The 25,150-nt window shown below is 69.4% G+C and carries 21 protein-coding genes and 1 pseudogene; 7 read left to right on the plus strand and 15 right to left on the minus strand.

Features of this window, described 5'->3' with window-relative positions; translation table 11 throughout:
- Positions 1–177: 177 nt before the first annotated feature.
- Positions 178–1,311 (minus strand): IS701 family transposase, encoded by a 1,134-nt coding sequence (locus BLQ75_RS21535; protein ID WP_092604163.1) that lies wholly within the window; start codon positions 1,309–1,311, stop codon positions 178–180.
- 1,338 nt (positions 1,312–2,649) lie between these two features.
- Here BLQ75_RS21535 and BLQ75_RS21545 point away from each other — a divergent pair.
- The gene (locus BLQ75_RS21545) at positions 2,650–3,279 is read left to right on the plus strand and encodes a hypothetical protein (protein WP_092604504.1); all 630 of its coding nucleotides are present in this window, start codon (positions 2,650–2,652) and stop codon (positions 3,277–3,279) included.
- A gap of 139 nt (positions 3,280–3,418) precedes the next feature.
- Positions 3,419–3,865: pseudogene (locus tag BLQ75_RS21550) on the plus strand (helicase-related protein); the annotation flags it as partial.
- Between the two features lie 338 nt (positions 3,866–4,203).
- On the opposite strand, the gene BLQ75_RS21555 reads toward BLQ75_RS21550, so the two are convergent.
- Positions 4,204–4,659 (minus strand): MarR family winged helix-turn-helix transcriptional regulator, encoded by a 456-nt coding sequence (locus BLQ75_RS21555; RefSeq protein ID WP_092604506.1) that lies wholly within the window; start codon positions 4,657–4,659, stop codon positions 4,204–4,206.
- 111 nt (positions 4,660–4,770) lie between these two features.
- On the opposite strand from BLQ75_RS21555, the gene BLQ75_RS21560 reads away from it, so the two are divergent.
- Positions 4,771–5,214 carry a DoxX family protein gene (locus BLQ75_RS21560; RefSeq protein WP_092604507.1) on the plus strand — a complete coding sequence of 148 codons (444 nt, stop codon included), beginning with the start codon at positions 4,771–4,773 and terminating at the stop codon, positions 5,212–5,214.
- 136 nt (positions 5,215–5,350) lie between these two features.
- On the opposite strand, the gene BLQ75_RS21565 is transcribed toward BLQ75_RS21560, so the two are convergent.
- From BLQ75_RS21565 to BLQ75_RS21590, 6 genes are all read right to left on the minus strand, one after another.
- The gene (locus tag BLQ75_RS21565; protein WP_092604508.1) at positions 5,351–6,484 is read right to left on the minus strand and encodes a SagB/ThcOx family dehydrogenase; all 1,134 of its coding nucleotides are present in this window, start codon (positions 6,482–6,484) and stop codon (positions 5,351–5,353) included.
- Positions 6,485–7,218: 734 nt separating this feature from the next.
- Entirely contained in the window at positions 7,219–8,676 is a 1,458-nt protein-coding gene (locus BLQ75_RS21570; protein WP_092604509.1) for an FGGY-family carbohydrate kinase, read from the minus strand.
- Complete coding sequence (locus BLQ75_RS21575; protein ID WP_092604510.1) at positions 8,673–9,710, minus strand: 2-hydroxyacid dehydrogenase; 1,038 nt, start codon at positions 9,708–9,710, stop codon at positions 8,673–8,675. Before BLQ75_RS21575 ends, BLQ75_RS21570 begins: the two co-directional genes overlap by 4 nt.
- 125 nt (positions 9,711–9,835) lie before the next feature.
- Complete coding sequence (locus BLQ75_RS21580) at positions 9,836–10,291, minus strand: ribose-5-phosphate isomerase (protein ID WP_092604543.1); 456 nt, start codon at positions 10,289–10,291, stop codon at positions 9,836–9,838.
- Positions 10,292–10,296: 5 nt separating this feature from the next.
- On the minus strand, positions 10,297–12,036 hold the full coding sequence (locus BLQ75_RS21585) for a dihydroxyacetone kinase family protein (protein ID WP_092604511.1): 1,740 nt from the start codon (positions 12,034–12,036) through the stop codon (positions 10,297–10,299).
- Positions 12,036–12,758 (minus strand): HAD family hydrolase, encoded by a 723-nt coding sequence (locus BLQ75_RS21590; protein WP_092604512.1) that lies wholly within the window; start codon positions 12,756–12,758, stop codon positions 12,036–12,038. The genes BLQ75_RS21585 and BLQ75_RS21590 overlap by 1 nt, the downstream gene beginning before the upstream one ends.
- Before the next feature lie 330 nt (positions 12,759–13,088).
- On the opposite strand from BLQ75_RS21590, the gene BLQ75_RS21595 reads away from it, so the two are divergent.
- The 4 genes from BLQ75_RS21595 (at position 13,089) to BLQ75_RS21610 (ending at position 17,637) form a co-directional block, all read left to right on the plus strand.
- Complete coding sequence (locus tag BLQ75_RS21595; RefSeq protein ID WP_244515843.1) at positions 13,089–14,465, plus strand: MFS transporter; 1,377 nt, start codon at positions 13,089–13,091, stop codon at positions 14,463–14,465.
- Between the two features lie 255 nt (positions 14,466–14,720).
- Positions 14,721–15,425, plus strand: a complete 705-nt coding sequence (locus BLQ75_RS21600; protein ID WP_092604513.1) for an HAD family hydrolase — start codon at positions 14,721–14,723, stop codon at positions 15,423–15,425.
- Positions 15,422–16,888, plus strand: a complete 1,467-nt coding sequence (locus tag BLQ75_RS21605; protein WP_244515845.1) for an FGGY-family carbohydrate kinase — start codon at positions 15,422–15,424, stop codon at positions 16,886–16,888. Before BLQ75_RS21600 ends, BLQ75_RS21605 begins: the two co-directional genes overlap by 4 nt.
- A gap of 188 nt (positions 16,889–17,076) precedes the next feature.
- Complete coding sequence (locus tag BLQ75_RS21610; protein WP_092604514.1) at positions 17,077–17,637, plus strand: ferritin; 561 nt, start codon at positions 17,077–17,079, stop codon at positions 17,635–17,637.
- 238 nt (positions 17,638–17,875) lie between these two features.
- On the opposite strand, the gene BLQ75_RS21615 is transcribed toward BLQ75_RS21610, so the two are convergent.
- From BLQ75_RS21615 to BLQ75_RS21645, 7 genes are all read right to left on the minus strand, one after another.
- Positions 17,876–18,838 (minus strand): DUF5926 family protein, encoded by a 963-nt coding sequence (locus BLQ75_RS21615; RefSeq protein WP_092604515.1) that lies wholly within the window; start codon positions 18,836–18,838, stop codon positions 17,876–17,878.
- A 157-nt stretch (positions 18,839–18,995) separates the two neighbouring features.
- Complete coding sequence (locus BLQ75_RS21620; RefSeq protein ID WP_092604516.1) at positions 18,996–19,913, minus strand: DUF4328 domain-containing protein; 918 nt, start codon at positions 19,911–19,913, stop codon at positions 18,996–18,998.
- On the minus strand, positions 19,910–20,251 hold the full coding sequence (locus BLQ75_RS21625; RefSeq protein ID WP_092604517.1) for a rhodanese-like domain-containing protein: 342 nt from the start codon (positions 20,249–20,251) through the stop codon (positions 19,910–19,912). The genes BLQ75_RS21620 and BLQ75_RS21625 overlap by 4 nt, the downstream gene beginning before the upstream one ends.
- A gap of 126 nt (positions 20,252–20,377) precedes the next feature.
- Positions 20,378–22,219, minus strand: a complete 1,842-nt coding sequence (locus BLQ75_RS21630; protein WP_092604518.1) for a sodium/solute symporter — start codon at positions 22,217–22,219, stop codon at positions 20,378–20,380.
- Positions 22,216–22,608, minus strand: coding sequence for a hypothetical protein (locus BLQ75_RS21635; protein WP_211481543.1), 393 nt, complete (start codon positions 22,606–22,608; stop codon positions 22,216–22,218). Before BLQ75_RS21635 ends, BLQ75_RS21630 begins: the two co-directional genes overlap by 4 nt.
- Positions 22,609–22,650: 42 nt before the next feature.
- The gene (locus tag BLQ75_RS21640; RefSeq protein ID WP_211481544.1) at positions 22,651–23,574 is read right to left on the minus strand and encodes a LytR/AlgR family response regulator transcription factor; all 924 of its coding nucleotides are present in this window, start codon (positions 23,572–23,574) and stop codon (positions 22,651–22,653) included.
- Between the two features lie 626 nt (positions 23,575–24,200).
- Positions 24,201–25,109 carry a S49 family peptidase gene (locus tag BLQ75_RS21645; protein ID WP_092604521.1) on the minus strand — a complete coding sequence of 303 codons (909 nt, stop codon included), beginning with the start codon at positions 25,107–25,109 and terminating at the stop codon, positions 24,201–24,203.
- Positions 25,110–25,150: the final 41 nt, after the last annotated feature.

Here is a 25,150-nt window from a genome sequence, read left to right on the forward strand (position 1 = left end):
CTAATACTGCAACGGCGCTCAGAGTGGGTAGCCGCGTTGTTGGTAGTGGCAGTGTCGGGCTTGGTGGTGTGCGTCGTCGGCGCCAGCGTGACCAGGACCAGACGTGGTCGGCGGGGTGTGGTGTTCGGGTGATGAGGTTGATCAACAGGCGACGGAGCTCTGCTAAGGTGTAGTCGATCATGCCCTGGTTGCTGACGCGGTTTCCCCCTGTATGGCCTGGGTTTTCGCGACGGCTAGCCAGGCGAGGGCGAGCAGGGACAGGGTGGTGTGGGCGTACCAGGCTCGCCAAGAACGTGCTTGGTAGTGGTCGAGTCCGGCCTCGTTGTTGGCCTGTTGGAAGCATTCCTCGACATGCCAGCGCGAGCCGGCGGTCCAGGCCAGGTCGAGCAGCCGGGATCGGCGGGGCCCATAGGCGATGTAGTAGGCGATCTCGCTGGGGTCGCTGATCGAGCGTCGCGCCAGCAGCCAGCGACCCCGCCCGGGCGGCCAGGCCGTGCCCAGCGGCACGCGGGCCCAGTCATACAGGCGTGGCCCGTGCCCACCGGCCCCGACCGACAGCCGCCGCCACGAGCCCGGCGAGAGTGTGGTGACGAGCTCGTCGGCCCGGCGCGTGTCACCGCCGGCGGTGGTCAGGGTGTCGGTGCGTTTGGTGGCCAGCACGTAGGCCACATCACGGTGCTCGAGCCAGTCCCGCAGGTAATGCGCCTGCCCGTAAGCCTCATCGCCGGTGACCCAGGCGAACGGCACCCCGGCCTGCACAGCACGGTCGATCATGGCCTGGGCCTGCTGGGGCTTGGTGGCGAAACCGACCTCGTCGGGTATCCCGGCCGCTCGGCACCGATCCCGGTCGTCAGTCCACGACCTCGGCAAATACAGCTCCCGGTCGATCAACGCATGCCCGGACCCAGAGGCGTAGGCCAAAAAGGTGCCGATCTGGCAGTTCTCCGTGCGCCCCGCCGTGCCGGAATACTGCCGCTGCACCCCCGCCGAACGCGTGCCCTTCTTCACAAACCCGGTCTCGTCAACGATCAACACCCCGTCGGACTCGCCGAGATGCTCGATGACGTAGTCCCGCACGTCATCGCGGACCCCAGCAATGTCCCAGTCCGCCCGCCGCAACAGCCGCTGCATCCCGTCCGGACTGACCTCACCAGCCTGCTCGGCAATCGTCCACCCGTTCTTGCGCTCCAAGCCCGCGACCAGGCCAGACACATACTCACGCACCCGCGCCCGCGGCTCGGAACGCACAAACCGCCCCGCAATCCGCGCGTGCACCCGCTCCAACTCCACCGAGATCACATCCAGCACCACACCCACCACGATCCACTACCGACTCACACGAGTGCCGTTGCAGTACTAACCCCGCCGGTGAGGCCATCGCGAAACTCAATCAACAGGTCGCCGCCGGAAACGAGGACGCCTCCGAGGAAAGGACCTTACGGGACCGAGAGAAGACCCCCGAAGGCCGTCCAATCTTTCCACTAGGAAATCCGACTTCCCCAGGAAACCGACGAAGGCAACGTCACCAACCTCGGAAAGCAGGAATGACCACCATGCCCCGACACTCCACAACAAGCCGCACCACCCTGCTGGCAGGGCTCGCTACAGGAAGCCTGCTGCTCGCCGCCTGCGGAGTAGACAGCTCCGGCGAGGACAGCTCAACCACTGATGAAGAGTCCACGACAACCGCAAACAACAGTTCCACACTCGCGCAGGAAAACCCGTGCGAACAACTACCACAGCCGACAAGGAAAAATCTTATGCGACACCATCGGAGAAAACCGAAATACAGCGATCCCTTTCAACGAAAAATTCTCCGCAAGTATAAGCAACGCGGTCGAATACATCCTTTCGTGGTGCGCACCGGCAAATAAGGCCGCTTCTATTATACGAAAAACCCCCAGGAGATTATCGATCAGAACACCCATATACTCTAGACCAATCAGCGTACGCTGAATCATGCCCTCGTGCGAGTGAAGCAACACAATAGAGCCCAACCCGTGACGGAACACACAGACGCTTGCAACATGAACACTGAACACCATAAATTTATTACCCGAACCAGAATTAATTTCCCGGCACACCAAGAAGGGGAATCTATGCGTCGCTTTCTAGCGACTCTGGCTAGCGGTGCTATCGTCGCTACTGCGCTCGTGACTGCTGGACCGACAGCTAGCGCCGATCCGGCACCAGGTTTCGAGTTCGACGCCGCAAAGCTGGAACAACGCATGGATGACTACCTAGAATAGGCTGTTGACAACAGCTTCGTCATCATGGGCTGGGTCAACCCCAGCACTGGCGAAACACACCAATGGCGCTGCAGCTCTCTCAAACACATGGTGTGGGACACTGAAAATCGCCCCGCGCACGATCCCTACGTTGATGTCTATAGTTTCATGCATTGTGCCGACCGGGTGGTAAGTTATGGCTTTCCCCGCCCAGGTGATCCAGGAAATACACGTTACATCGTTCAGTACCACGGAACGGACCGCAGAGGTGACGTCGTCGTCAATGACGCGACCGGAGACATAGCCACGATCTACACTGAGCCAAATAATGACTGGCGCGAGTGTACCTTCTGGCAGCCTGCTTCGGCCCAGAAAGACACCCTCGAAGACAAGCAGTGGCGAATGACCTACCCTGCCTCGAATGAGACCGAGGGGAGTACGGCAGCGGATTCAGCAGCTGCGTGAGCACGCCGAGCGACAGGACCAGGCCAATCCACATCTGGCGTTGCGCCGTGGCTTGACCCGGTTCATCCACGGGTGCGCCGCGTTGGGGTACTCCGACATCCCCGGCACCACCCTGGTGGAATCCTATCGAGAAGTGCGTGCGCTGTTGGACGACCCCGGTCAACAGCGCACGCACAGCACGCTGGAACGGGTGAGCCTGGACTGCATCGACCAATTGGGGAAGTGCGACGCCTTCACCGAAGTCGCCGCTGATCCGCAGCGGAAAGCAGGGCGTGACGACGAAATCGCCGAGCCGGTTCTGCTGCGGATACCCCCGAGAACACTGATGGGCCGAGACACCTCCGATTCCTACTTTCCCATGGCCTGCTTCAACGCTGCCGGGACCTGTCTGGACGGTGTCTTGTCCCCCTACCGTTGCTGCCTCCTCGTTACCAGTTTGGGGTACTACGAACCGGCCGAGGAACGAGAGTTGCTCGACATGATGCGCACCTTCCGCATCGACTACGAAGACCAACCCGATAACCGCACAGCCATCGCTGAACGGATTACTCACCAGCTGCGGGACTTCGCTCGGCGGTTCGAGTAGACCACCCTCCGAACGCCCGGTAGGCCATTCAGGGGCATCTAGTAGTGCGACGGCATCTATAGAGCCCCTAACGCATTTGGTGTGGGAGTCGTCGCCAGCAGATGAGGCTGGTGACCAGCGGCACACCACCAGCGCCCCCGCCGGTGTACCGGAGATCACGCTGGACCACGTGGGAACAGTGGAGAACGCGGCGAAAGTGATCGCCGCACTGCACCGGGGTGAGAAACGGCTGGTGTTCGTCGACTCCCGGCGCAGGGTGGAAGAGCCGGCCACGGCGCTCCGTTTCCGCGGAGTGACGACCTTCGTCTCGCACTCCTCGCTGTCGGCGACGCAGCGGCGTTCCTCCGAGCAGGCGTTCGCCGAAGCGAGCGACTGCGTGATCGTCGCCACCTCCACCTTGGAACTCGGCATCGACGTGGGGGACCTGGACCGGGTGATCCAGTTGGGTGCCCCCGCGACAGTCTCCTCGTTCCTGCAGCGGCTCGGCCGCACCGGCAGGCGTACCGGCTCGGTACGGAACTGCCTGTTCCTGGGCCCGAACGAGGAATCGGTGCTGCACGCGGCCGGTCTGCTGCGGTGCTGGAACGCGCTGCGCGGGCTGAAGTTCGCCACGGCGCTGCCCGAGGAACTGGCGGTGGACACGCTGGCACAGCGTCACATGGACACCACCGGCAGTGCCACAGTGCTGGGAGAACCACTGCGGCGAGTCGTCATCGAGGAGTGAATGGCGAGCGAGAGGCGATGGAATCGGTCCGCTACTTCGGTACCGCTTTGGTGAAAGTCCGCTCGACATGGACGGTCACCCGGTGCAAGCAGTCCAGGATCTCGACCTCGTTCCTGTCGGCTCCGAAATCCGGCCGATTCTCGGGTGGGCCAGTGGCCACCGAGATCGCCCTGACCGGCTCAAATGCCGAGCCGCGCCGCTCAGTCCTCCAACCCCCGCGCCACCGTGTCGAGCCCGTCGGTCAGCGCGGCCAGCTGTTCGCGGCTGAGCAGGTCGATCAGGGAGGAGCGGACCAGCTCCACATGGCCGGGGGCGGCCCGGCGCAGTGTCGCCATCCCCTCCTCGGTCAGCACCGCGAGCACCCCACGATCGTCCCCGGGGCACGAGCTCCGGCGGACCAGCCCGGCCTTCTCGAGCTTGCCGATCTGGTACGAGGCGCCGCTCTTGGAGGTCAGCAACGACTCGGCCAGCTCGGTCATCCGCAGCTGCCAGTCCGGCGCGTCGGCCAGCCGCACCAGGATCTCGTACTGGGGGTGCGAGAGTCCCTCCTGCTCGCGCAGGTGATGTTCCACACGCCGCTCCACCCGGTGGCTCACCTCCAGGAAGGCGTTCCACGCTGCCTTCTCCTGGGAGTCCAGCCACCTTGGTTGCGTCATGCATCCATCATAACGGTTGTTCGAATTTGAACAACCCGGTAGTTTGGCGGTGGTTTCGATTCGAACTATCCGGGCCGGGATCTCCCGGCTCCGACCCACAGGAGGAAGACCGTGCCGCAGTTACCAACCGCCGTCCGCGACCTGGCCCTGCTGCTCGGGCGTGTCGTGATCGGGATCGTGTTCGTCGTGCACGGCCTGCAGAAGTTCACCCAGTGGGGGATCAGCGGTACGACCGACTCGTTCGCCCAGATGGAAATCCCCGCTCCCGCTCTGTCCGCGTGGTTCGCGGCGCTGGTGGAGACGCTGGGCGGTATAGCCCTCATCGTGGGAGTCGCGCTGCCGCTGGCCGGAGCACTGCTGGCGGTGGTCATGCTCGGCGCGCTGTTCTTCGTACACCTCAGCCAGGGCTTCTCCGAGTACGAGTACGTGCTCGTGCTGGCCGCCGCCGCGCTCGCCCTCGGCTTCAACGGTGGCAACTACTCGATCGACCGGCTGCTGCGCGGCTCGGGCACATCGGGCAAGTCGAACACCGCGCCCGAAAGCGCCAACGCCTGACGAACCCCACGCCGTCCCCACTGGTCGGCCCCGACGCCGGGAACCGGCGGTCATCTCCGGAAGGATCGCTCCGGTCACCCCCTTCCGACCAGTTCCGGGGAACTTTCCCCGGCAGCGGTGGAACCGGACCACCGGATCAGCTGGACTCCACGGCGACTCCGCCGAGGTCGGTGCGCCGGAAGGTCTCCACCTCGGCCATCGGTGGCGCCTCGGTCTGCTCGGGCGCCGGGTACCCGGCCGCCAGCACGTAGAGCGGGGTGCTGCCGATGTTGTCCAGGCCCAGCCGTTCCGCGACGACCGAGTCGTGGAACGCCCCGGTCTGCGCCGGTCCGAGCCCCAGGGCGGTGGCGGTCAGCGCGAAGGTCTGCCCCAAGTGCCCCGCGTCGAGCAGCATCACGCGGTAGGAGCGCGGCGTGGGGTACTTGCTCAGCAGCCGGTCCACCACCGCGCTGAGCACCACCAGGAACGCCGCGCCACGCGCCCACTCCTGGTCCGCGCAGAAGTGGGTCGCGTCCTCCGGGGTGAAGCCCTCGGAGAGCAGTTCCAGCGAGTGCTCTCTGAGGTTGTAGTGGTACGTCCCCGGCCTCACCCCGGTGACGTTGCGGATCGCCACGTAGGCGTCCAGCTCCTGACGAGCCCCGCCCGCGGGGCTCGTGCGGCGGAACAGCGCGCAGCGTCCGCAGTCGATGTAGTCCACCGGGGCGAACACCGTGGCGAGCAGCGCGCTCAACACCTCGAGCGGTACCGGTTCCTCGGTGTGGTCCCGGCGGGTGCGGCGCGCGTACAGCACCTCGTCGTAGGGGGTGGCGAGCTCCGGGCAGCGCGGCCGGGGCAGCAGAATCCGGTCGGCCTCCGGATAACCGGTGAACAGCACGAAGGGGGAATCGGATTCACCGCCCGACACGATGTTCGCCGGCTGCTCCGTGTCGGGGTACTTGACGTCCTGGGTGGCGTAGTGGAAGAAGGACGCCTCCGGGGCCCAGGTACCCCACTGCCGGTCGAACCGTTCGTCGGACTCGGCCTCGGCGCTGCCCTCCGCCAGCAGCAACCCGTTCTCGTGCAACTGATCGACCGCGCCGGACAGGCTCTCCCCGGAGAGATGCCCCAGCTCCTCGGCCGCCTCCAGGGGATCGGTCCACTCCTCGAACGCGGAGAGGATCTCGGCCGCCACCGGGTGCATCGTGAGCGGATCACCGCCAGGATGCGGGTGGACGACGAAATTTCCCCCGTGCCAGTAACAGACCAGTCCGCGACGGCGACGCAATCGCATGAAGCACTCCGAATTCTCCGGCGTCGAAACAAGAATTCCCGATCAAGGTCGTGAGGCGGGGATTTCCCCGCCCCACGACGGAAGTGATCATCAGGACTGGCTCCACCACCAAACAAAGGGGCGCTCCTTGCGATCACTCCTGTTCACAGCGGCGATCCGCATGTCGATACTGCGCATTTTCATCACCTCCTCTCCACATCCGACGGGACGATGCGCCCACAATTGAGGCAGCACCACCACGGCCGGACAATGAGAAGGACGACCAATCACACCACAGGTGACAGGGAAACACTCGCATGTCGCAGTGAAACATATTTCACGAACCCGACACACCGGCAAGGAAATTATACTTGTTCCCGATGCCGCCCCGTGTGGAACGCGTGAACGAACGCGTCGGAAACGACGGACGAGGATAATCCACTCCGGACGGATTTTCGCCGGCGTCCCTGTCGAGGCGGAGAGCCCGCGGCCTGCCCGGACGAGGGATCCTGCAGTTCCGGCCGCGAGCCCTCCGGTCGGGTTCCGAGGAGTACCGCCCCTCGGACGATCTACGCAACGGGCCCGCCGGGACTTCGTCGACTCGCCTCGGCGACGGCTCGCTCGGCGCTACCTCCCGCCGACTCCCCCCGGCAGGACCGACATCGAGCGGGCACGTCCGAACCCGATGGAGCACCAGCACGGTGGTGTGTGGTGGTTTTCGCGCGAAAACCACCACACACCACTGGCGGAAGAGCTCAGCCCATCCAGTCACGCCAGAGCTCGCGCATGCTGTCCAGGGTCTCGCGGTACCGGCGATAGCCGTCCTCGTAGCGCTCCCGCACCCCGGGATCGGGCTCGACCTCGCGCAGCGGCAGCGTCCACTCGCCCGAGTCCACCTCGTCGCCCAGCGCGCGAGCCGCCGTCACGGCCGCTCCCCTGGCACCCATGCCGGGGTCGTCCGGCAGGTGCAGCGGCTGCCCCAGTACATCGGCGAACACCTGCGCCCAGGGGTGCGAACGCGTGCCACCACCGCATGCCACCAGCTTGCCGTCCAGCCCGGCCGCCTCGAAGCAGTGCCGCGCCGCGTAGGCCACGCTCTCGCAGACCGCCCGCACCACGTCGCTGCGGCTGGTTCCCAGCCGCACCCCGCTGAGCTGCCCACTGGCACGCGGGTCCACGAACGGCGAGCGCTCCCCGCCCGGCGCCAGGAACGGCAGCGCGGAGACGTCGTTGGCGCCGGGCGGGCTGGTCTCCAACGCACCACCCAGGTCGCCGATCTCCATCCCGAGCAGCTCCAGCACCCAGTCGAGGCTGGCCGTTCCCACCATCGCTGGCATGCCGTGCAGCAGCTCGTCCTCCTCGGGCGTGCACAGCCACATCCCGGAAGGCTCGTCCTGCCAACGGCGCTTGCCCACCTCGGTCAGCACCTGGCAGGCCAGCGTGGTCCCCACGATCAGCAGCCCGTCGCCGAACTCGCGCAGCCCGCCGCCCACGGCGCAGGCGGGCAGGTCGAACGGCCCCGCCGTGACCGGCAGCCCCCGCGGTAAGCCGAGCAGTTCGGCACCGTCGGCGCCGAGCTCGAACAGCTGCCTCGGCCGGGCCGGTTCGGGCAGCAGGTGCCGGTACTCCTCCAGCCCGCACGCCCGCAGCGCCTGCTCGTCGTACTCCCTGGTGTCGGCGTCCAGGAACGGCACGGAGGCGTCCGAGGCGTCCACGCCGATCTCACCGGTCAGCACGTGCAGCACCGAGTCGACGCAGTAACCGGCCACGGCGGCCTCGCGCAGCGACTCCGGCTCGTGGTCGCGGAGGTGGGCCAGCAGGGGGCCCTGCGCACCGGGGAACAGCCCGTTGCCGGTGCGGTCGTAGACCTGCCTGCTGACCCCGTCGCGCTGCCACCGCTTCACCACGGGAGCGGCGCGACCGTCCATCCACGAGATGGGGCGGCGGACCGGCCTTCCGGCGGAGTCCCGCAGCCACAACCCGTCGCCCTGCCCGGTCAGCGCCACCGCGCGCGGCCGCTGCCCGGTCCGCTCCCCCACCTCACGCACCACCGCGGCCACAGTGGACACGACGTCGTCGAGGTCCTGCTCGACCCTGCCGTCGGAGTGGTGCTCCAGGCGCGAGTGCCTGCTCGCCTCGACCAGCACGCGACCCGAGTCGTCGAAGGCCGCCGCCTTGGTCAGCGAAGTCCCGATGTCGACCGCGGTGATCATGTCTCGCTCCCCAGGACGTCGGGGTTGGCCAGGTGCGCGGCCGGCTCGCCGCGCGCGTAGCGTCCGACCTCGGCCGCGACGATCTCGGCGGCCCGGTGCGCGGTCTGCCGGGTGGCCCCCGCCAGGTGCGGAGTGGTGATGAGGTTGGGCGCGCCGTGCAACGGCCAGTCGGGCGGCGGGGGTTCCTCGTCGTAGACGTCCAGCGCCAGCGCGCCCAGCTTGCCGTCGCGCAGCAGCCCGGACAGCGGCCGGTAGTCGAGCAGCCCGCCCCTGGCGGTGTTGACCAGCACCGCTCCCTCGGGCAGCAGCGCCAGCCGGTCGGCGTCGAGCAGGTGCTTGGTCTCCGGGGTGAGCCTGGCGTGCAGGCTGACCACCGAGCAGCGCGGCAGCATCTCCTCCAGCCCGACCGGTTCCACCCCGTCGGCGCGCAACTTGTCCGGGTCGGTGTAGGGGTCGGCCACCAACACTTCGGCGCCGAAGGCGCGCAGCACCCTGGCGACCCTGCTGCCGATCGCGCCGTAGCCGACCAGGCCGACCGTGCTGCCCTCCAGCTCGATGCCCGCCTCGGGGTAGGCGTAGAAGTCGCCCCGCCACTCGCCCCGTTTGAGCTCCGAGTCGGAGTCGGGGATGCGCCGCATCGCCGCCAGGATCATGCCGACCGCGTACTCGGCGGCAGCGGCGGCGTTGCGCCCCGGCGCGTAGGTCACCGAGACCCCCGCCCTCGTCGCCGCCGCCAGGTCCACGTTGACCGGACCGCCGCGCGAGACGGCGACCAGCTGCAGCGAGGGCACGGCGTCGAACACCCGCTCGGTGAACGGCGCCATCTGGGTCACGCACACCTCGGCGCCCTCGGCGGCCTCGATGACCTGCTGTTCGGTTCCGCTGGCCTCCTCGACCCCGCCTACGGGGCCGAACGGCTCGACCGGCCAGGGAAGTTTGAGCCTGCCGACCTCCGGGGCGTCCACCTGGGAACGCACCGCGGTCTCGAGCAGGTCCGGGCCGACGAAGTTGTCTCCCGCTGCCAGCACGCGCACTGTTGATTCCTCCTTCAGCGGTCCCACCGCTGTCCGATGGCTCACCGCGACGGCGGGCCGGGGCCGATCCAGCTACTCCGGGGGCACTCCGGCCGTTCCACCGCTGCCGCCGACGGCCGCGGCTATCAGCTCCGGTGTTCGTAGTCGGTTATGTAGGCGACCTTGGCCGCGCTCGCCGAGGACGGGTCGAAGGAATAGCCCAACCACTCGTCGACCAGTCGTCTGGCCAGCTCGGGGCCGATGACCCTGGCTCCCATGGTCAGCACCTGGCAGTCGTTCGACTTGATCGAGCGTTCCGCCGAATAGGAGTCGTGCGCGACCGTAGCGCGCACTCCCTCGACCTTGTTGGCCGAGACGCACATGCCGATCCCGGTGCCGCAGACCAGCACCGCCCGGTCGGCCTCGCCGCGCGCCACGGCTTCGGCCGCCGCCAGCCCGAGCCGGGGGTAAGCCCGGTCGTCGGAGTCGTCGTGCACCCCGTAGTCCAGCACCTCGCCCACCCTGGAGTCACCCTCCAGCTGTTCGGCGAGCAGCTTCTTGAGTTCCACACCGGCGTTGTCGGCCGCCACGGCCACGGTGATCGGGCTCATGATCGCGGGTTCCCCTTTCGACGGTTCCGCTCGCAGGCGCCGTCGGAGACTCCGGCGGCCACGGCGTTGAGCAACAGGGCCAGGGAAGTGGCACCGGGGTCGACGGTGCCCAGGTCGTGCCCGCCCAGCCGGGAGGCGCGACCGCGCGCGGAGGTCAGCAGCGCGGTGTCCCGCGCCGCCTCGGTGGCGACCTCGGCAGCGGCGGTCAGCGCGGCGGGCTGCTCGGATCCGACACGAGCCTGTTCGGCGAGCTCCTCGGCGAACGGCTCCAGCGCGTCGAGCAGCGTCTTGTCACCCTTGGCGGCGCCGCCGAGCTCGGCGACCGCCCTGGACGCTTCCCACACCGCTTCGGCCAGCAGGGCGGTGCTCACGCTCCCGTGGTCACGCAGTCCGGCTCCGGTCTGGCTGAGCAGCGTGCCGTAGAGCGCACCGGAAGCCCCACCGGCCGCGTCGGCCAGCGCGGTCCCGGCCGCCAGCAGAGCGTCACCGATCGAGCGCGGGTCCGCCGAGTCGCTGCCCGCCCCGTCCGCGGCCCGGACGGCGGCCCGCAGGCCGCGCACGATGCCCTGACCGTGGTCCCCGTCGCCCGCCACGGCGTCGAGCCCGCCCAGTTCGTCCTCGGAGGCGGCCACGTCGCGCAGTGCGCGGTCGAGCAGTTCGTGCACGAGTCCACCCCGGCTCTCGGACTCCTCCGAGGGTGCGGCTCCGCGTTCGCCGGGGGCGGGCTCGTCGGCGGCCGGCGGTCGCAGCGGCCGGTGACCGGGGGTGTCGCAGTCCGCGTCGTAGAGCTCGGCGAGCTCGTCGTCCAGCGCGAGCAGCGACAGCGAGAGCCCGGCCATGTCCAGCGAGGTGACGAACTCCCCCACCTCCGGGCGGTGGGGGCGCAGCCCGGCGGCCCGCAACCGGCGCTCGACGGCCGGGTAGCAGGCGAACATCTCCTCGTACTTGGTGCGTCCGAGTCCGTTGAGCAGCACGGCCACCCGCTCGGTGCCGGGCGGCAGCTCGGCCAGCAGGTTGTCGACCAGCTCGGCGGCCAGTTGCTCGGCGCCCATGGCGTCGACGCCGCGCGCCCCGGACTCCCCGTGGATTCCCAGCCCCAGCTCCATCCGGCCGGGCTCGACGGTGAACAGCGGTTCCGACCTGCCGGGCAGCGTGCAGCCGCCGAAGGCGGCGCCGTAGGTGCGGGTGCGCTCGTTGGCCCTGCGCGCCAGCGCGGCCACGCGGTCCAGGTCGTCGCCGCGCTCGGCGGCGGCACCGGCGATCTTGAACACGAAGAGGTCCCCGGCCACGCCGCGCCTGACCTCGGGGGTGTCGGCGGAACCGCTGGCGATGTCGTCGGTGACCAGCACGGTGCGGCTGTCGACACCCTCGGCGGCCAGTCGCCGTGCGGCGAGCCCGAAGTGCATCACGTCGCCGGAGTAGTTGCCGTAGCTGAACAGCACCCCGGCTCCGCCGTCGGCGGCCAGCGCGGTGCGGTAGACCTGTTCGGCGCTGGGGCTGGTGAACACGTCGCCGATCACGGCGGCGTCGGCCAGCCCGGGGCCGACGAGCCCGGCGAAGGCGGGGTAGTGCCCGCAGCCGCCGCCGATGACCACCGACACCCTGCCCCGGCGGGGGGCGTGCCTGCCCACCACGCCGTAGGCGCCGGGCACGCGTGCCACGGAACGGCCGTAGGCGGCGACGAAACCGTCCAGCCAGGAGTCCTTGAAGGTGGCGGCGTCCGTCAGTCCGGTCATCAGGCACCCTCGCTCTCGGTCACCGGTTCGGACAGCATGGCCAGCAGGGTCTCGCGCACTCGGTCCAGCGAATCGACGACGACGGTGGCCGAGGCGATGGCGTCCGGCTTGGGGGGATAACCGGCGTTGGGGATGGCGACCACGCTCATCCCGGCCGCGTGGGCGGCGCGGATGCCGTTGCTGGAGTCCTCGACGCCCGCGCACTCCGGGCCGGTGAACCCGAGCCGGTGGGCCGCCTCGGTGTAGACGTCGGGGCTGGGCTTGCCCCTGGGAACCTCGGCGCTGGAGACGGTCGCGGTGAAGTGCCCGGCCAGACCGTGCCGGTCCAGCACGGCGTCGATCAGCCGCCTGGCTGCCGAGGAGGCGAGCGCGATGGGAACCACCGCGCTGACCTCGGTGACCATCTCGCGGGCACCGTCGAGCAGCTCGATCTCGCCGTCGTCCAGCGCGGCGATCATGTCGTCGACGACAGCGCGTTCGGTCTCCGAGGCGGGTTCGGGGCCGCCGCAGACCCTGCCGAGGTAGGCCGACCATTCCGGCGAGCTCATTCCCTGGACCGTCGAGGTGTCCTCGGCGCTCCACTCGTGCCCGTGCCTGGCGGCGTAGCGGGTCCACATGCGTTCCCAGAGGTGCTCGCTCTCCACCAGCACGCCGTCCATATCGAACACGACCGCCCGCAGCGGTCCCGCCGACCGGGGCTCGATTACCTGACTGACCGTCATGCGCCGTCCTTTCACAAACTTAGAGTTAAATTAACTCCAATCACTTTAAATGTCCAGGGTCGAGTTAACACGTAAGCACGCCTCGATTCCCTCGACTGCGCAGCGACACCCGTTGGCCACCCCTGGACCGATTCACGTCTCGCGCATAGCGATCACCACAGGAAACTCAGAAATAACATCTTGCGAGTTAAAGTAACGGAGTGCATGATAACCAATCAACACCGGCGGTGCCGCGCATCACACTCCGATCGCTCAGCCGCCGCGTCCACGGGACTCCGCCGACCGAGGCCGCGGGGTCCGGCACCACCACTCGCTTCGGAGGCGGAGACATTGGTACAGCAACCAGCCGCGGCGGACGGCTCGGCCGCCGCGTCGGAGAGCCGTAGCCGGCTCGACAGAATCGGCATCCCCAAGCCGCTGCTGTGGGGTTTCGTCGGTGTGCTGATCTTCATGATCGGCGACGGCGTGGAGATCACCTACCTGACCGACTACCTCCAGCAGCCCGAGGGCGGTGGGCTGGAGGGCTCGCAGGCCACCTTCGCCACCGTGACCATCTACGGCCTCGCCGTGATGATCGCCTCCTGGTTCTCCGGCACGCTGTCCTCGATCTGGGGGCCGCGCTACGTGATGTGGCTCGGCGCGGCCTGGTGGATCGTCTTCGAGCTCCTGTTCCTGTTCGTGGCCGTCCCCACGCAGAGCTACGCGCTGATCCTGACCATCTACGGCATCCGCGGCTTCGCCTACCCGCTGTTCGCCTACGCCTTCCTGGTGTGGGCCCAGGTGGCCAGCCCGGTGCACATGCGCGGTTCGGTCGCGGGCTGGTTCTGGTTCGTGTTCACCGGCGGCCTGCCCACCCTGGGTGCGGCCGTGGCGTGGTTCGCGATCGGCCCGCTCGGCATGAGCCTGCACGCCACCCTGGTGCTCTCACTGGTGCTGGTCGCCATCGGTGGCCTGATCGGCTGCTCGGTCAGCGAACCGCACGGCACCAGGCCCATCGCCGACGAGAGCGTGGCCAACCCGCGCAGCCCGAAACGGCTGCTGGAGGGCGTGGACATCCTCTGGCGCGACAAGCGGACCCTGGCGGGCGGCATCACCCGCATCGTCAACACCGCGCCGGAGTTCGGCTTCTTCGCGATGTTCCCCTTCGTGATCGGCCCCGCGACCCCCGGCGGCGGCTTCCTCAGCGCCTCCCAGATCGCGGCGATGACCAGCATCGTCTACGGTGCCAACATCGCCGCCAACCTGGCGTTCGGTGTGCTGGGCGACTACTTCGGCTGGCGCCGCACCGTGACCTGGTTCGGCTGCGTGGGCTGCGCCGTCTCCACCCCGCTGTGGTATTTCGCCACGGTGGCCAGCGAGAGCTTCACCGTCGCGGCCACGCTGGGCGCCGTCTACGGCGTGCTGCTGGCCGGGTTCGTCCCGCTGTCGGCGCTGATGCCCTCCATGGTCGCCACCAAGGACAAGGGCTCGGCCCTGGCGGTGCTCAACTTCGGCGCGGGCGGGGCGGCCTTCCTCGGCCCGGTGACTGTCTACGCCGTCCACCCGGTGTTCGGCGGCGGTGGCGTGGCGATCGCCTTCGCGCTGATGTACGTGCTCGTGGCGGTGCTGTCCTGCTTCGTCAAGGACGACAGCGACCCCGGCGAGGCCAGGAGGAAGCAGCGGGCCACCCCGGACACCGCCCCGACGACGGAGGCCACGACGGCCTGACGCCGGGACGGCGAATACCGCGGGAGGACGCGGAGGGTGCCGCCGAACCGGCGACGAGACGACGCCGTACGGCGTCACGGGGAGTTCGAGCCGCCACGGGCGAGAATCTCCGAGAGCACCCCGTTCCCCCTGGAGGCGGCGCGTGCGGTGGCCGGACCCCGCACGCGCCGTTCCGGCACACCACCCCGCCACGCGCCCGCACGCCGCGAGCGGACCCTGGTACCAGCACACCGTCCGAACCCCACTGCGAGAGCCATGACCAGCGAAGCGAACAGCCACCGGCCCGCCCCCACCGAACTGGTGCTGCTGGACGTGGGCGGGCCGATCTACGACGACGCCGTCTACCGCGACGCGCTGCTGCGCGCCACCCGAGAGCTCGCCGAAACCGAGATCGACCGCGAGACGTTTCAGCGGGTCTACGACGGACAACGGCAGCGGCAGGCGGGCTCGCTGCGCACCGCCGTGGCCGAGCACTTCCTGACACCGGGGGACCGACGCGGGCTGTCCGACCTCGCCGAGAGCTACTGGGAGTACCCGCCGAGCGCGCTCTACCCGGAGGTGGTGCCCACCCTGCGGACGCTGGCCGGGAGGTACCGGCTGGCCGTGGTGGCCAATCAGCGGGAGCTGGTGGTGAAGGCGCTGCGCCGCGACGGCATCGCCGAGCACATCGACGTCTGGGCGATCTCGGAGACGGTCGGTGCGGAGAAACCGGACCCCGCGATCTTCCGGTACGCCTTGGACCGGGCCGGGGTCCCCGCCGAGCGAGCGGTTCACGTGGGCAACCGGCTGGACACCGACGTGCGTGGCGCGAAGCGAGTCGGGCTGCGCAGCGTGTGGATCACCCGGGGCGAGGCACCTCCCGAACCCACCGAGGCGCAGCTGGCGGAACCCGACGCCGTGATTCGCTCGCTCGACGAGCTCCCTGCGGTGCTGGAACGGCTGGAAGGGACGGCGTCGTGAGCCCCAGGACCTCGGAACCCGGCGGGTCGGCCGAACCGTTGGTGGTGGGCGTGGACATGGCCACGGCGGAGGTGCGGGCCGAGGTCCGCGACAGCCGGGGCGGCCTCGCGGCGAGCGCGTCGGCGGCGCTGCCGCACCCGATCCACGGCGCCGACGGCTCGGCCGAGCAGGACGCCCGGACCTGGTGGCCCGCCGTACGCGAGGCGCTGGCGCGCTGCACCGCCGAGCTCGGCGACCGGAGTCGTGCGATAGCGGCGCTGGCCGTCTGCGCCACCTCGGGCACCGTCACCGCGGTGGACACCGACGCGGAGCCGGTCGCGCCCGCGATCATGTACGACGACAGGCGCGGCACCGAACCGGCGGCGCGGGCCAGGCGCGCCGGGGCGGGGCGCTGGAACGACATCGGTATCACCCCTTCGGCTACCTCGGGGCTGGCCCACCTGGCGCTGCTCGCGGAGCACACCGAGGCCCCGGGCACCAGGCTGGTGCACACCCCCGACGTGATAGCCGAGCGGCTGGTCGGCCACCCCGTCGCCACCGACAGCAGCCACGCGCTCAAGAGCGGCTACGACCCGCTGCGCGAGCAGTGGGTGCACGAGGCGCTGGAGGCGGCGGGGGTCGCACCGGAGCGCCTGCCCGAGGTGGTGGCACCGGCCCGCCCGTTGGGCCTGGTCTCCCGGAAGGCGGCCGCCGAGACCGGACTCCCGGTCGGTTGCCAGGTGCGATCCGGGATGACGGATGGCTGCGCCGGACAGCTCGCCGCCGGAGCGGTGGAGAACGGCCAGGTGGTCACCGTCATCGGGACCACGATGGTGCTCAAGGCGGTCTCGGCCGAGCTGGCGCACGACCCGACCGGCGTGGTCTACAGCCACCGGCACCCCGAGGGCGGCTGGTTGCCGGGAGGGGCCTCCAACACCGGGGGTGAGGCGCTGGCGGACATGGCCGGCGAACTGGCCGAACTGGACCGGGCCGCCGAGGAGCGCGGTCCGGCCGGAATGGTCTGCTACCCGCTGCGCAGGCGGGGGGAACGGTTCCCGTTCTCCGACGAGCGGGCGCGCGGCTTCCGCTCGGCGGAACCCGGCGACCGGGTGGAGCTGCACCGGGCGCGCCTCGAAGGGGTGGCGTTCTGCGAGAAGCTGGCGCTGCGCAGGCTCGGTGCGCTCGGGGTCACCGTGAACGGGCCGATCCGCACGGCGGGCGGCGGTGCCCGCAGTTCCACCTGGTGCCGGATACGCGCCTCGGTGCTCGGCGAACCGGTGCTGCGCGTTCCCGGTGCGGGCACACCGCTGGGGGCGGCGCTGCTCGCCGCCAGCGGCACTGTGTACCCCGATCTGTCGAGCGCGGCGGCGGTCATGGCTCCGCGAGCGCGGGTGGTGGAACCGGTGGCGGACGAGGTGGAACGGCTGGCCGAGAGCTACGAGACCTTCCGGGCCGAGCTCACCGCCAGGGGATGGCTCGCGTGACCGCCGACGGGTCGGCCCACCGGGGGTGAATTCCTCAGGGAAAAAGCGGCGGCATTGTTCTCGACGATCCGTGCCACTTTGTTGAGGTTCACCTAAATTCGATGAGGCTCACTTATCGGAGGCAAGGCGAACTTTTTTGAGGCGACCCTGAGGAAAATACCACGGAAGAAAAGGCGTACATTCGTGGTATGACTTTGAAGGCCGCCAAACCGGAAGAACGCGAATCCAAGTTCCACCAGCTGCTGCAGAAGCAGGTGCGCAGCGAGTTCAATGCTTCACAGCAGTACATCGCACTCGCCGTGTGGTTCGACAAGTCCGATCTCCCCAGGCTTGCCGCGCACTTCTACAAGCAGGCCCTGGAAGAACGCAATCACGGGATGATGATCGTCCGGTTCCTGATGGACAACGACATTTCCGTACACATTCCGGGAACCGACGAGGTGCGGAACGAGTTCAACGAGGCCCGCGAACTGGTCGCACTGGCACTGGAGCAGGAGCGCGAGGTCACCCGCGAGATCGAGATGCTGGCCAAGACGGCACGCGCCGAGGACGACTACATCGGCGAGCAGTTCATGCAGTGGTTCCTCAAGGAGCAGGTCGAGGAGGTCTCGCAGATGTCCACGCTGCTGACCGTGATCGACCGTGCGAACGGCAACCTGTTCGAGGTGGAGACCTTCCTCGCACGGGAGAACGTCGGCGACGGCGGCGAGGACCCCTCCGCGCCCGAGGCCGCGGGCGGTGCCGTCTGAGATCACGCGAAGCGAAGCACTGTGTCGGCTCGACTCTCGTAACAGCGCGCTTGGCGGAACCTCTCGCGGGCTCTCGCTGCTTTGCCGTACCGGTCGCTCTGGCACGGCGGTCGGGTAGCCGGCACGTGAGGCGGCACCTCGCCGCGTTGGGCCGCTCTTGAGCAGCGACCTACGCGGCGAGGCGGCCCCGGAGGTTCCGCCGAGAAACCGACTACGCGGGGCGAGCCGCCGACCCCGACTACCGGATGGTGATCTGCCGCCCGCGCAGCCCGTCCCGGGCACGCCGCTCGGAGGCGTCCAGCCCCCGCTCGTCCAGCGAGGCCAACGCCTCGTCCAACCGGCCGCCCAGCGCGGCGGCGGGCTCCTCCCACTCGCGGTGGTGCTTCTCGCGGTCGAGGTCCCACACCGGCACCAGCAGCCCGTGGGCGCGGAACGACCCGGCGTAACGGCTGTCCTCGTCCAGCGCGAGCTCTCCACGGGCCGACAATCGCGCCAGCGCGGAGATCAGCTTCTCCTCCGGCTCGGAACGCACCCAACGCAGGTGGGCCCGATCGGTCGCGTCCACCCAGTAGGCGGCGTGCACCCCCTCGGCCTCCAGCCGCCGGGTGGGCATGATCGCCGCGTTGGCGCGTTCCAGCGACATGGCGACCTCCCCCGAGGCCTCCACGCCTTCCGGCATCCACCACGAGAAGTCCTCGTGGATGCGCACGTCCAGCGGGGCGTCGGGATCCATCAGGTCCTGCAGCCGGTTGGGCACGGTGCCCTCGGGTGCGTCCTCCGGGCCGACGGCCGACAGGGAGTTCCCCGGCTCGGCGGTCTCCGCCCACTCCACGGCCCGCGCCAGGTCCCGGCTGATGTCTCCCGACCTGGTCTGCACCTGCAGGCCGACGAACGCCTTGCCGTCGGTGCGCACCAGGGCGGCCGCGGCCATCGGCAGCACCGTGGCCAGCTCGATCTCCCGCTCACCGGACCGTCTGGGCAGGACAGCCGTGGCCGAGGGGACGAACTCGCGCAGCGCGACCAGCTCGCACTCCGCCGCCAGCCCCTCGAAAGGTCTGGTCACCTTGATCTTGCTCTGCCCGCCCGAGGCGCCGTGGCAGGCCTTGTAGCGCTTGCCGGAACCGCACGGACACGGTTGCCTGCGCCCGACCACCGGGATCTCCGAGGCGGGACGTTGTTGTGCTTCGGTGCGTTCGTTCACGATCTCTCCTGGTAGTGCTCGTCAGAGGGTTGCCGCGCTCTCAGGGGGTGCCGCTCCCGGCGGGAGCACCGTGCCGTGCCCACCTTCCCGGACGACAGCACCGACACATCCCACCACGCGCCGCGCCGCCGGCTGGCGGAGTCCGACGACGGGACGGTCACCGCACCGCGTGCGGCGGCCTGGGTGCTCGCGGAGGTGCGGGAGCTCCGGTCACCCGCCGAACCAGCACGGGACGCGACGCCGTCGGGTCGACGGGCACCAGCAGCCGGGTGATCCGTTTGACGACCAGCGCCGAGAGCACCGCCACCACGGTCAACGCCACGTCCGAGGCGGCGTGCAGCAGCACACCGTCGGCCAGCGCCTGCGCGCTGTCGCGCAGCCCCCACAGCAGCGTGCCCCACCCCAGCAGCAGGCTCGCGCACCAACCGCCCCACCACAGGCCGACGAGCCGCGAAGGAGCGGGCCGGGTTCGCCGGTCGGCCTCACCGAGGCCGCGCAGCGTGGCGTGCTCCAGCTCGGCCAGCGCCGATCCGGGGACGAACAGGTTGAGTCCGGGAACCACGAACCCGGCCACCACCTGCCAGTCCCGGCGTGCGGGCAGCAGCCCGGCGCGATTGTGGGCGTGGGAACGGGCCCGCAACGCCCACAGCACGCCGAAGACACCGCCGAGCACCCCGAACAGCCAGGTCATGATCCCGGCGGTGGCCACGAGGGCGTCCGAGACCGCGAGAACGGTCCCGTTCAGCGCTCCACTCCTGCTGTGCAGCAGCAGCACGTACCGCCACAGCTCGGCACCGGCGGCGGCGCACCCCAGCACCGCCGTGATCCACAGGGTCGCGACCGTCGTCACCGACAGCGAGGTGATCCGCTCGGCGGGGTCGGCACGACTGTTCGTCGGCAGCGCCAGCGGCCAACGCCAGGCCAACGGCGGGAAGCCCCAACGCGGCGGGGCCGGGTAGGAGGGCGGACCGGTGTAGGGCCGCCGGGTGCGCCGTCGCCGCGGTGGGGGTGGGCCACCCGGCGGGGTGGCCGTCCACTCCGCCGGGCGTCCGGACGCGGGCGGATGACTCGTCACAGCACGTAGGGTTCCGCGTCGGGGTCCTCGGACACCAACGGGCGCCCGATCGAGGACCAACCGTTCATGCCCCGCTGGACGTTGACCGCGTCCCAGCCGCTGGCGTTCAGGTAAGCGGTGACCTTGGAGGAGCGGCCTCCCGAACGGCAGATCACGTAGAGCTGGTCCACCTCCGGGATCTCGTCCAACCGCTGCGGGATCTCGTTCATCGGAATGTGCACCGCGTCCGGTGCGTGTCCGGCGGACCACTCCTCGTGCTCCCGCACGTCCAGCAGCGCCCCGTCGGGCAACCGCTCCGGAAGTTCCTCGGGGGCCACCTCGGGAACGTGGCCGTGCATCGGTGTAGTCACACCCCGATACTGCCACCCTCGAGCCCGCTCCGATAACGGGCCGGGCGCGGCCCGCCGTCCGCACGGCGGATGCCGCCGCCCGCCCCGGTGTCTCGGTAGCTCGCCCTCGTGGTCTCAGCGGCGGCGTCTGCCGCGCCGCAGCCGGTGACGCCCGTTGGAACGACCCGGGTTCTCCGCCGTGGTGCTCCGCTCCGCCGCGTGGTGGTCGGCCGAGCGGTCCCGCGTGAACCCGAGCCGGTCCGGGGTGTGCATGCGCAGCATGACCCTGCCGGTGGCTTCGGGAACCCCACCCGCGGTCAGTTTGCTCACCAGCACCGTCACCAGGAAGGCGAGCGGGACGGTGAACGCGGCGGGCTGCAGCAGCACCGCCGACCACCAGCCGTAGCCGTCCCCCAGGAACGCCCCCGTGAGCACGGCCAGCAGCACCAGGCCGCCCCCCACGACCAGTCCGCTCATCGCCCCCACGGCGGTGAGCCCCCGCCACCAGATGCCGAGCACCAGCAGCGGGAAGAACGTGGAGGCCGCCATCGCGAAGGCCAGCCCCACGCTCTGCGAGATGTCCCGGCCGATGGCGATCACGGCCAGCGCGGCGGGCAGGATGCACGAGCCCAGCGCGACCAGCCGGAAGTTGGAGAGTCTGCCCGGCAGCAGGTCGGTGAACAACACCCCGGCCACGCTCATCACCAGACCGGACGAAGTGGACAGAAAGGCCGCGAACGCCCCGGCGGCGGTGATGGCGCCCACCAGCTCGCCCGGCCAGCCCCCCAGCATCTCGGTCGGCAACAACAGCACCGCCGCGTCGGTTTTGCCGGTGACCAGCAGCTGCGGTACGTAGAACCGCGAGAGCACCCCGAGAACCGTGGGGAACAGGTAGAACAGCCCCAGCAGGCCCAGCACGACGAGGGTGGTGCGCCGGGCGCTCCACCCGGTGGGGTTGGTGTAGAACCGCACCAGCACGTGCGGCAGCCCCATCGTTCCCAGGAAGGTCGACATGAGCAGCGAGTAGGTCTCGAACAGCTCGTAGGAGTCGCCGTCCTGGGGCAGCAGCCAGGAACGGTTGTTCGGTTCGGCGTCGGCCACCGCCGGAACCGCGCTACCCGCCGGGAACCGCAGCTCGGAATCGGCACTGACCGCGTGCATGCCGGGCGCGAGGTAGACCGTCGCACCACTTCGCCCGGGCGGCTGTTCGGCCGGTCCGCTGACCCGTTCCGGCCCGGGGCCGGAGAGCACCTCCACCCACACCGCCTCGGTGACCCGCAACCGCACGTCCGTTTCGATCCGGACCGTGGTGGCCCGCTCGAAGACCGGCGGCATCGGCGCGTCCAGACCGCGCCGGTGCTGCGAATCGTGCCCGAGGAACACGAAGAACAGCACGAACACGGGGACGGCTATCGCGAAGAGCTTGACCCCGTACTGGAACGCCTGCACCAGCGTCACCACGCGCATCCCGCCGCTGAGCACCCCGGCCAACACCACGATCGCCACCATGGCTATCCCGCCCGCGTAGGAGATACCGGTGACGGTGGACAGGGTCACCCCGGCCGCCTGCAGCTGCGGTACGAGGTACAGCCAGCCGATCAGTACCACCAGAACGGTGGACAGGGTTCGCACCCGGCTCGAATCCAGCCGTACCTGCGCGAAGTCCGGCAGGGTGTAGGCACCGGAGCGGCGCAGCGGCGCGGCGACGAACAGGATCAGCGCCAGGTAGCCCGCCGTGTAGCCGATCGGGTACCAGAGCGCCTCGATGCCGTCCTTGAGCAGCAACCCGGCGATGCCGAGGAACGAGGCGGCGGAGAGGTACTCCCCCGCTATGGCGGCCGCGTTGCGCTCCACACCGACCATGCGTCTGGCGAGCAGAAAGTCGGAGGTGGTCCGCGCGCCGCGCGACCCCCAGGCCGCCAGGCCGAACGTGCCGACCGCGATCAGCGCGACACCGCCGAGTGCCCAGGGGTTCACCGATCCACCAACTCCGTGAACTCGCGCTCGTGCCGTTCCGCCTCGCGCGTGGCGATGTAGCCGATCAGCAGGATGAACGGGAAGGGCAGCACTCCGAGGACGATCCACGGCAGCGGGATCGCCCACAGCTGGATCCGCGAGATCGCGGGGACCCAGCGCAACAGCGCGGGAAGCGCGCCCAGCACCACCACGCTGATCCCGGCCAGCAGCAACGCGGTGCGCAGCTGGGCCCGCACCAGTCCACGCACCATCGCCTCACCCATGGTGCTCTGGTCCTCGAGCTCGATGATCGTGCGCGGCACCTGGCGTTCCCCGCGCCGGTTGGCCAGCACTACCCGTTTGCGACGTGGTGGGCGCTGCTGCGCCGCGGACGCCCTGCTGGAAGTCACGATCATCGACCTTCTTCGGAGTGATGGCCCGTGGTCATCCCGTCATTCCCGCCGCTGGCGGGGCGACCGTACCAACCTGTCCTTGAGCTCTCGGGTGTGTCTGCGGCTCACCGGCAGTTCACGAGTCTCGCGGTACTGCCCCCCGGCTATCAACACCGAGTACCCGGAGGAGGACATGCGCAGCTCGTTGATGAGGTTCAGCGAGACCAGGTAGGAGCGGTGGATGCGCACGAACCCGGCGTCGGCCCACTTCTCCTCCAGTTGGGCCAGCGGAATCCGCACCAGGTGCGAGCCCTCGTCGGTGTGCAGCCGCGCGTAGTCGCCCTGCGCCTCCACCCAGCGCACCTGGGAACGCTGCACCAGGCGGGTGGTTCCGCCGAGCTCTACTGGGATGACCGAGTGGTCGTCCTGCCCACCCGAGCCGATCGCGGCGTTGCCCGAGCCCTGGTTCAGCGCTGCCTGTTCACCGGTCGTCCCCTCCAGCGGCATGGTGATCCGCTGGACCTTGCGCAGCGCGCGTTCGACCCGTTCCGGGCTGGCCGGTTTCATGACGTAGTCGATGGCCCCCAGGTCGAAGGCCTCCAGCGCGTTCTCGCCGTGAGCGGTTATGAACACCAGGGCGGGGGCGTTCTCGAAGGAGAACAGCACCCTCGCCAGGTCCATGCCGGTCAGTCCCGGCATGGCGACGTCGATGAACACGGCGTCCACCAGCGGGGCGTCCGAGGGACGTCCGGCGAGTTCCGGATTGTCCTGCCGCAGTTTCCGCAACGCCTCGGCGGCGTCGAAGGCGGTCAGCACCTTGCCGACACGTGGATTGCTGTTGAGCATGTCCCGTGTCGTCGAGATTCCCGGCTCCTCGTCGTCGACGACGAGCACGACGAGCCCGCCACGATCCGAATCGGCGGCACCCGCACCGGCCCGCTCGATCCGACCGTGGGAACCGTTGATGCGATATGGGGTACTCACGACAACGCCCAATCCTCCCGAGTTCACCGGGCACTGTCCACGGCCGACTCCCATCGCCGGTCACGACGCGTGAGCTTCGCACGGTCCGTGGTCGCCGGCCGAGGGGTGAGTGGGCACACTCACCGATATCAACCTAAGCCCCCGCATTCATGTTTCGCGCGGTGGGTGCAAATGCATTCGCACGATCGTTGCAACGATCCCCGGTTTTTCCTCCGTTGGAGGGAAGCCGAGGAGCTCGGGAAACCGTCACTCGACGGTTCCGCGAAGCGGACCGCTGAAAGCACGAGCCGAATCCCGTCAGGTCACTGTGGACTCCCGGTCGAACCGGCGGACGAGCCGAGCTCCCCTCCGGAACTCCGCGCTGGAGCTCCGCGCGACCGACTCGGCCACCGGTGGGCTCTCCGGAGTCGCGCTACCGCGAGGAGGAATCATCCCCGGATCGACTGGCGTCCGATCGAGATCACCGGGCGCGCGAGCGCGGGTCGTATCGCAGCGCGGGGCGCGGAGAGCTGACGAGACGGGAACGCTCCCCGCGCGGGGCGCGGTTCGGAGCCGCCCCGACACCGCGAGGCGCCGCTTCACCTGCCGGGAACCGGACCCGCGCACCCGAGGTCGCGACCGAACCGTCAGAGCCCGAAGCGGGACCACATGGTCCTGTTGTCGGCGCTCTCGAACAGCCCTCGCACCAGTCCGGCCGCCAGTTCCTGGGTTCCCCCGGCGGGGCCGGTCATCCCCAGTCGCGCCAGCAACGGCTTGCGCGGTTCCACGGAGACCACGTGCGACTCCGGGAAACGGCGGGCGACCACCTCGCGCAGGTTGCCGACCCCGTCCACCAGCCCGAGCTCCCGAGCCCGCCTGCCGGTCCAGACCTCGCCGGAGAACAGGTCCTCGTCGGCCGCCTCCAGCGCGTCACCGCGCCGCTGCCGCACCCAGTCCGCGAACTGGGTGTGCAGCTCCTGCTGCATCCCCTGCAACCACTGCACGTCCTCGGCGTTCTCGGGGCGGAACGGGTCGAGGCGGCTCTTGTGCTGCCCCGCGGTGTGCACCCGGCGTTCGACCCCGGCGCGCCGGATCAGTTCCTCCAGGCCGAAACCCGCGCTGACGACGCCGATCGATCCCACCATCGAACTGGCGTGGGCGTAGACCTCGTCACCGGCACAGGCCAGCCAGTACCCGCCGGAGGCTGCCACGTCCTCGCAGAAGGTCAGGACCGGCACCTCCTTCTTGACGGCCAGGTCGCGTATCCGCTCCGCGACCAGGGCTGACTGGGTGGCCGCACCGCCCGGCGAGTTGATCGCCAGCGCCACGGCGGACAACCGGTCGAAGGAGAACGCGCGGGTCAGCGCGGACTCCACGGTCTGCAGCGAGATCGAGGGACGGCTCACCGGCGAGGGAGTGGGAGTGATCGGCCCGTGCAGCCTGACCACGGGGACCACCGGCCCCCGCTCGGCACGCTCGGCCAGCTTCCCCGGCAGCTTCTCCGAGAGCTTGTCCGACAGGGCGGCGGTGAACTTCTGGGGGGACTTGTCGTTCATGTCCCCCACGTTACTGTCCGTGGACGTTGCGTCCGCGACTC

The sequence above is a fragment of the Actinopolyspora xinjiangensis genome (assembly GCF_900104475.1).
Lineage (GTDB): Bacteria > Actinomycetota > Actinomycetes > Mycobacteriales > Pseudonocardiaceae > Actinopolyspora > Actinopolyspora xinjiangensis.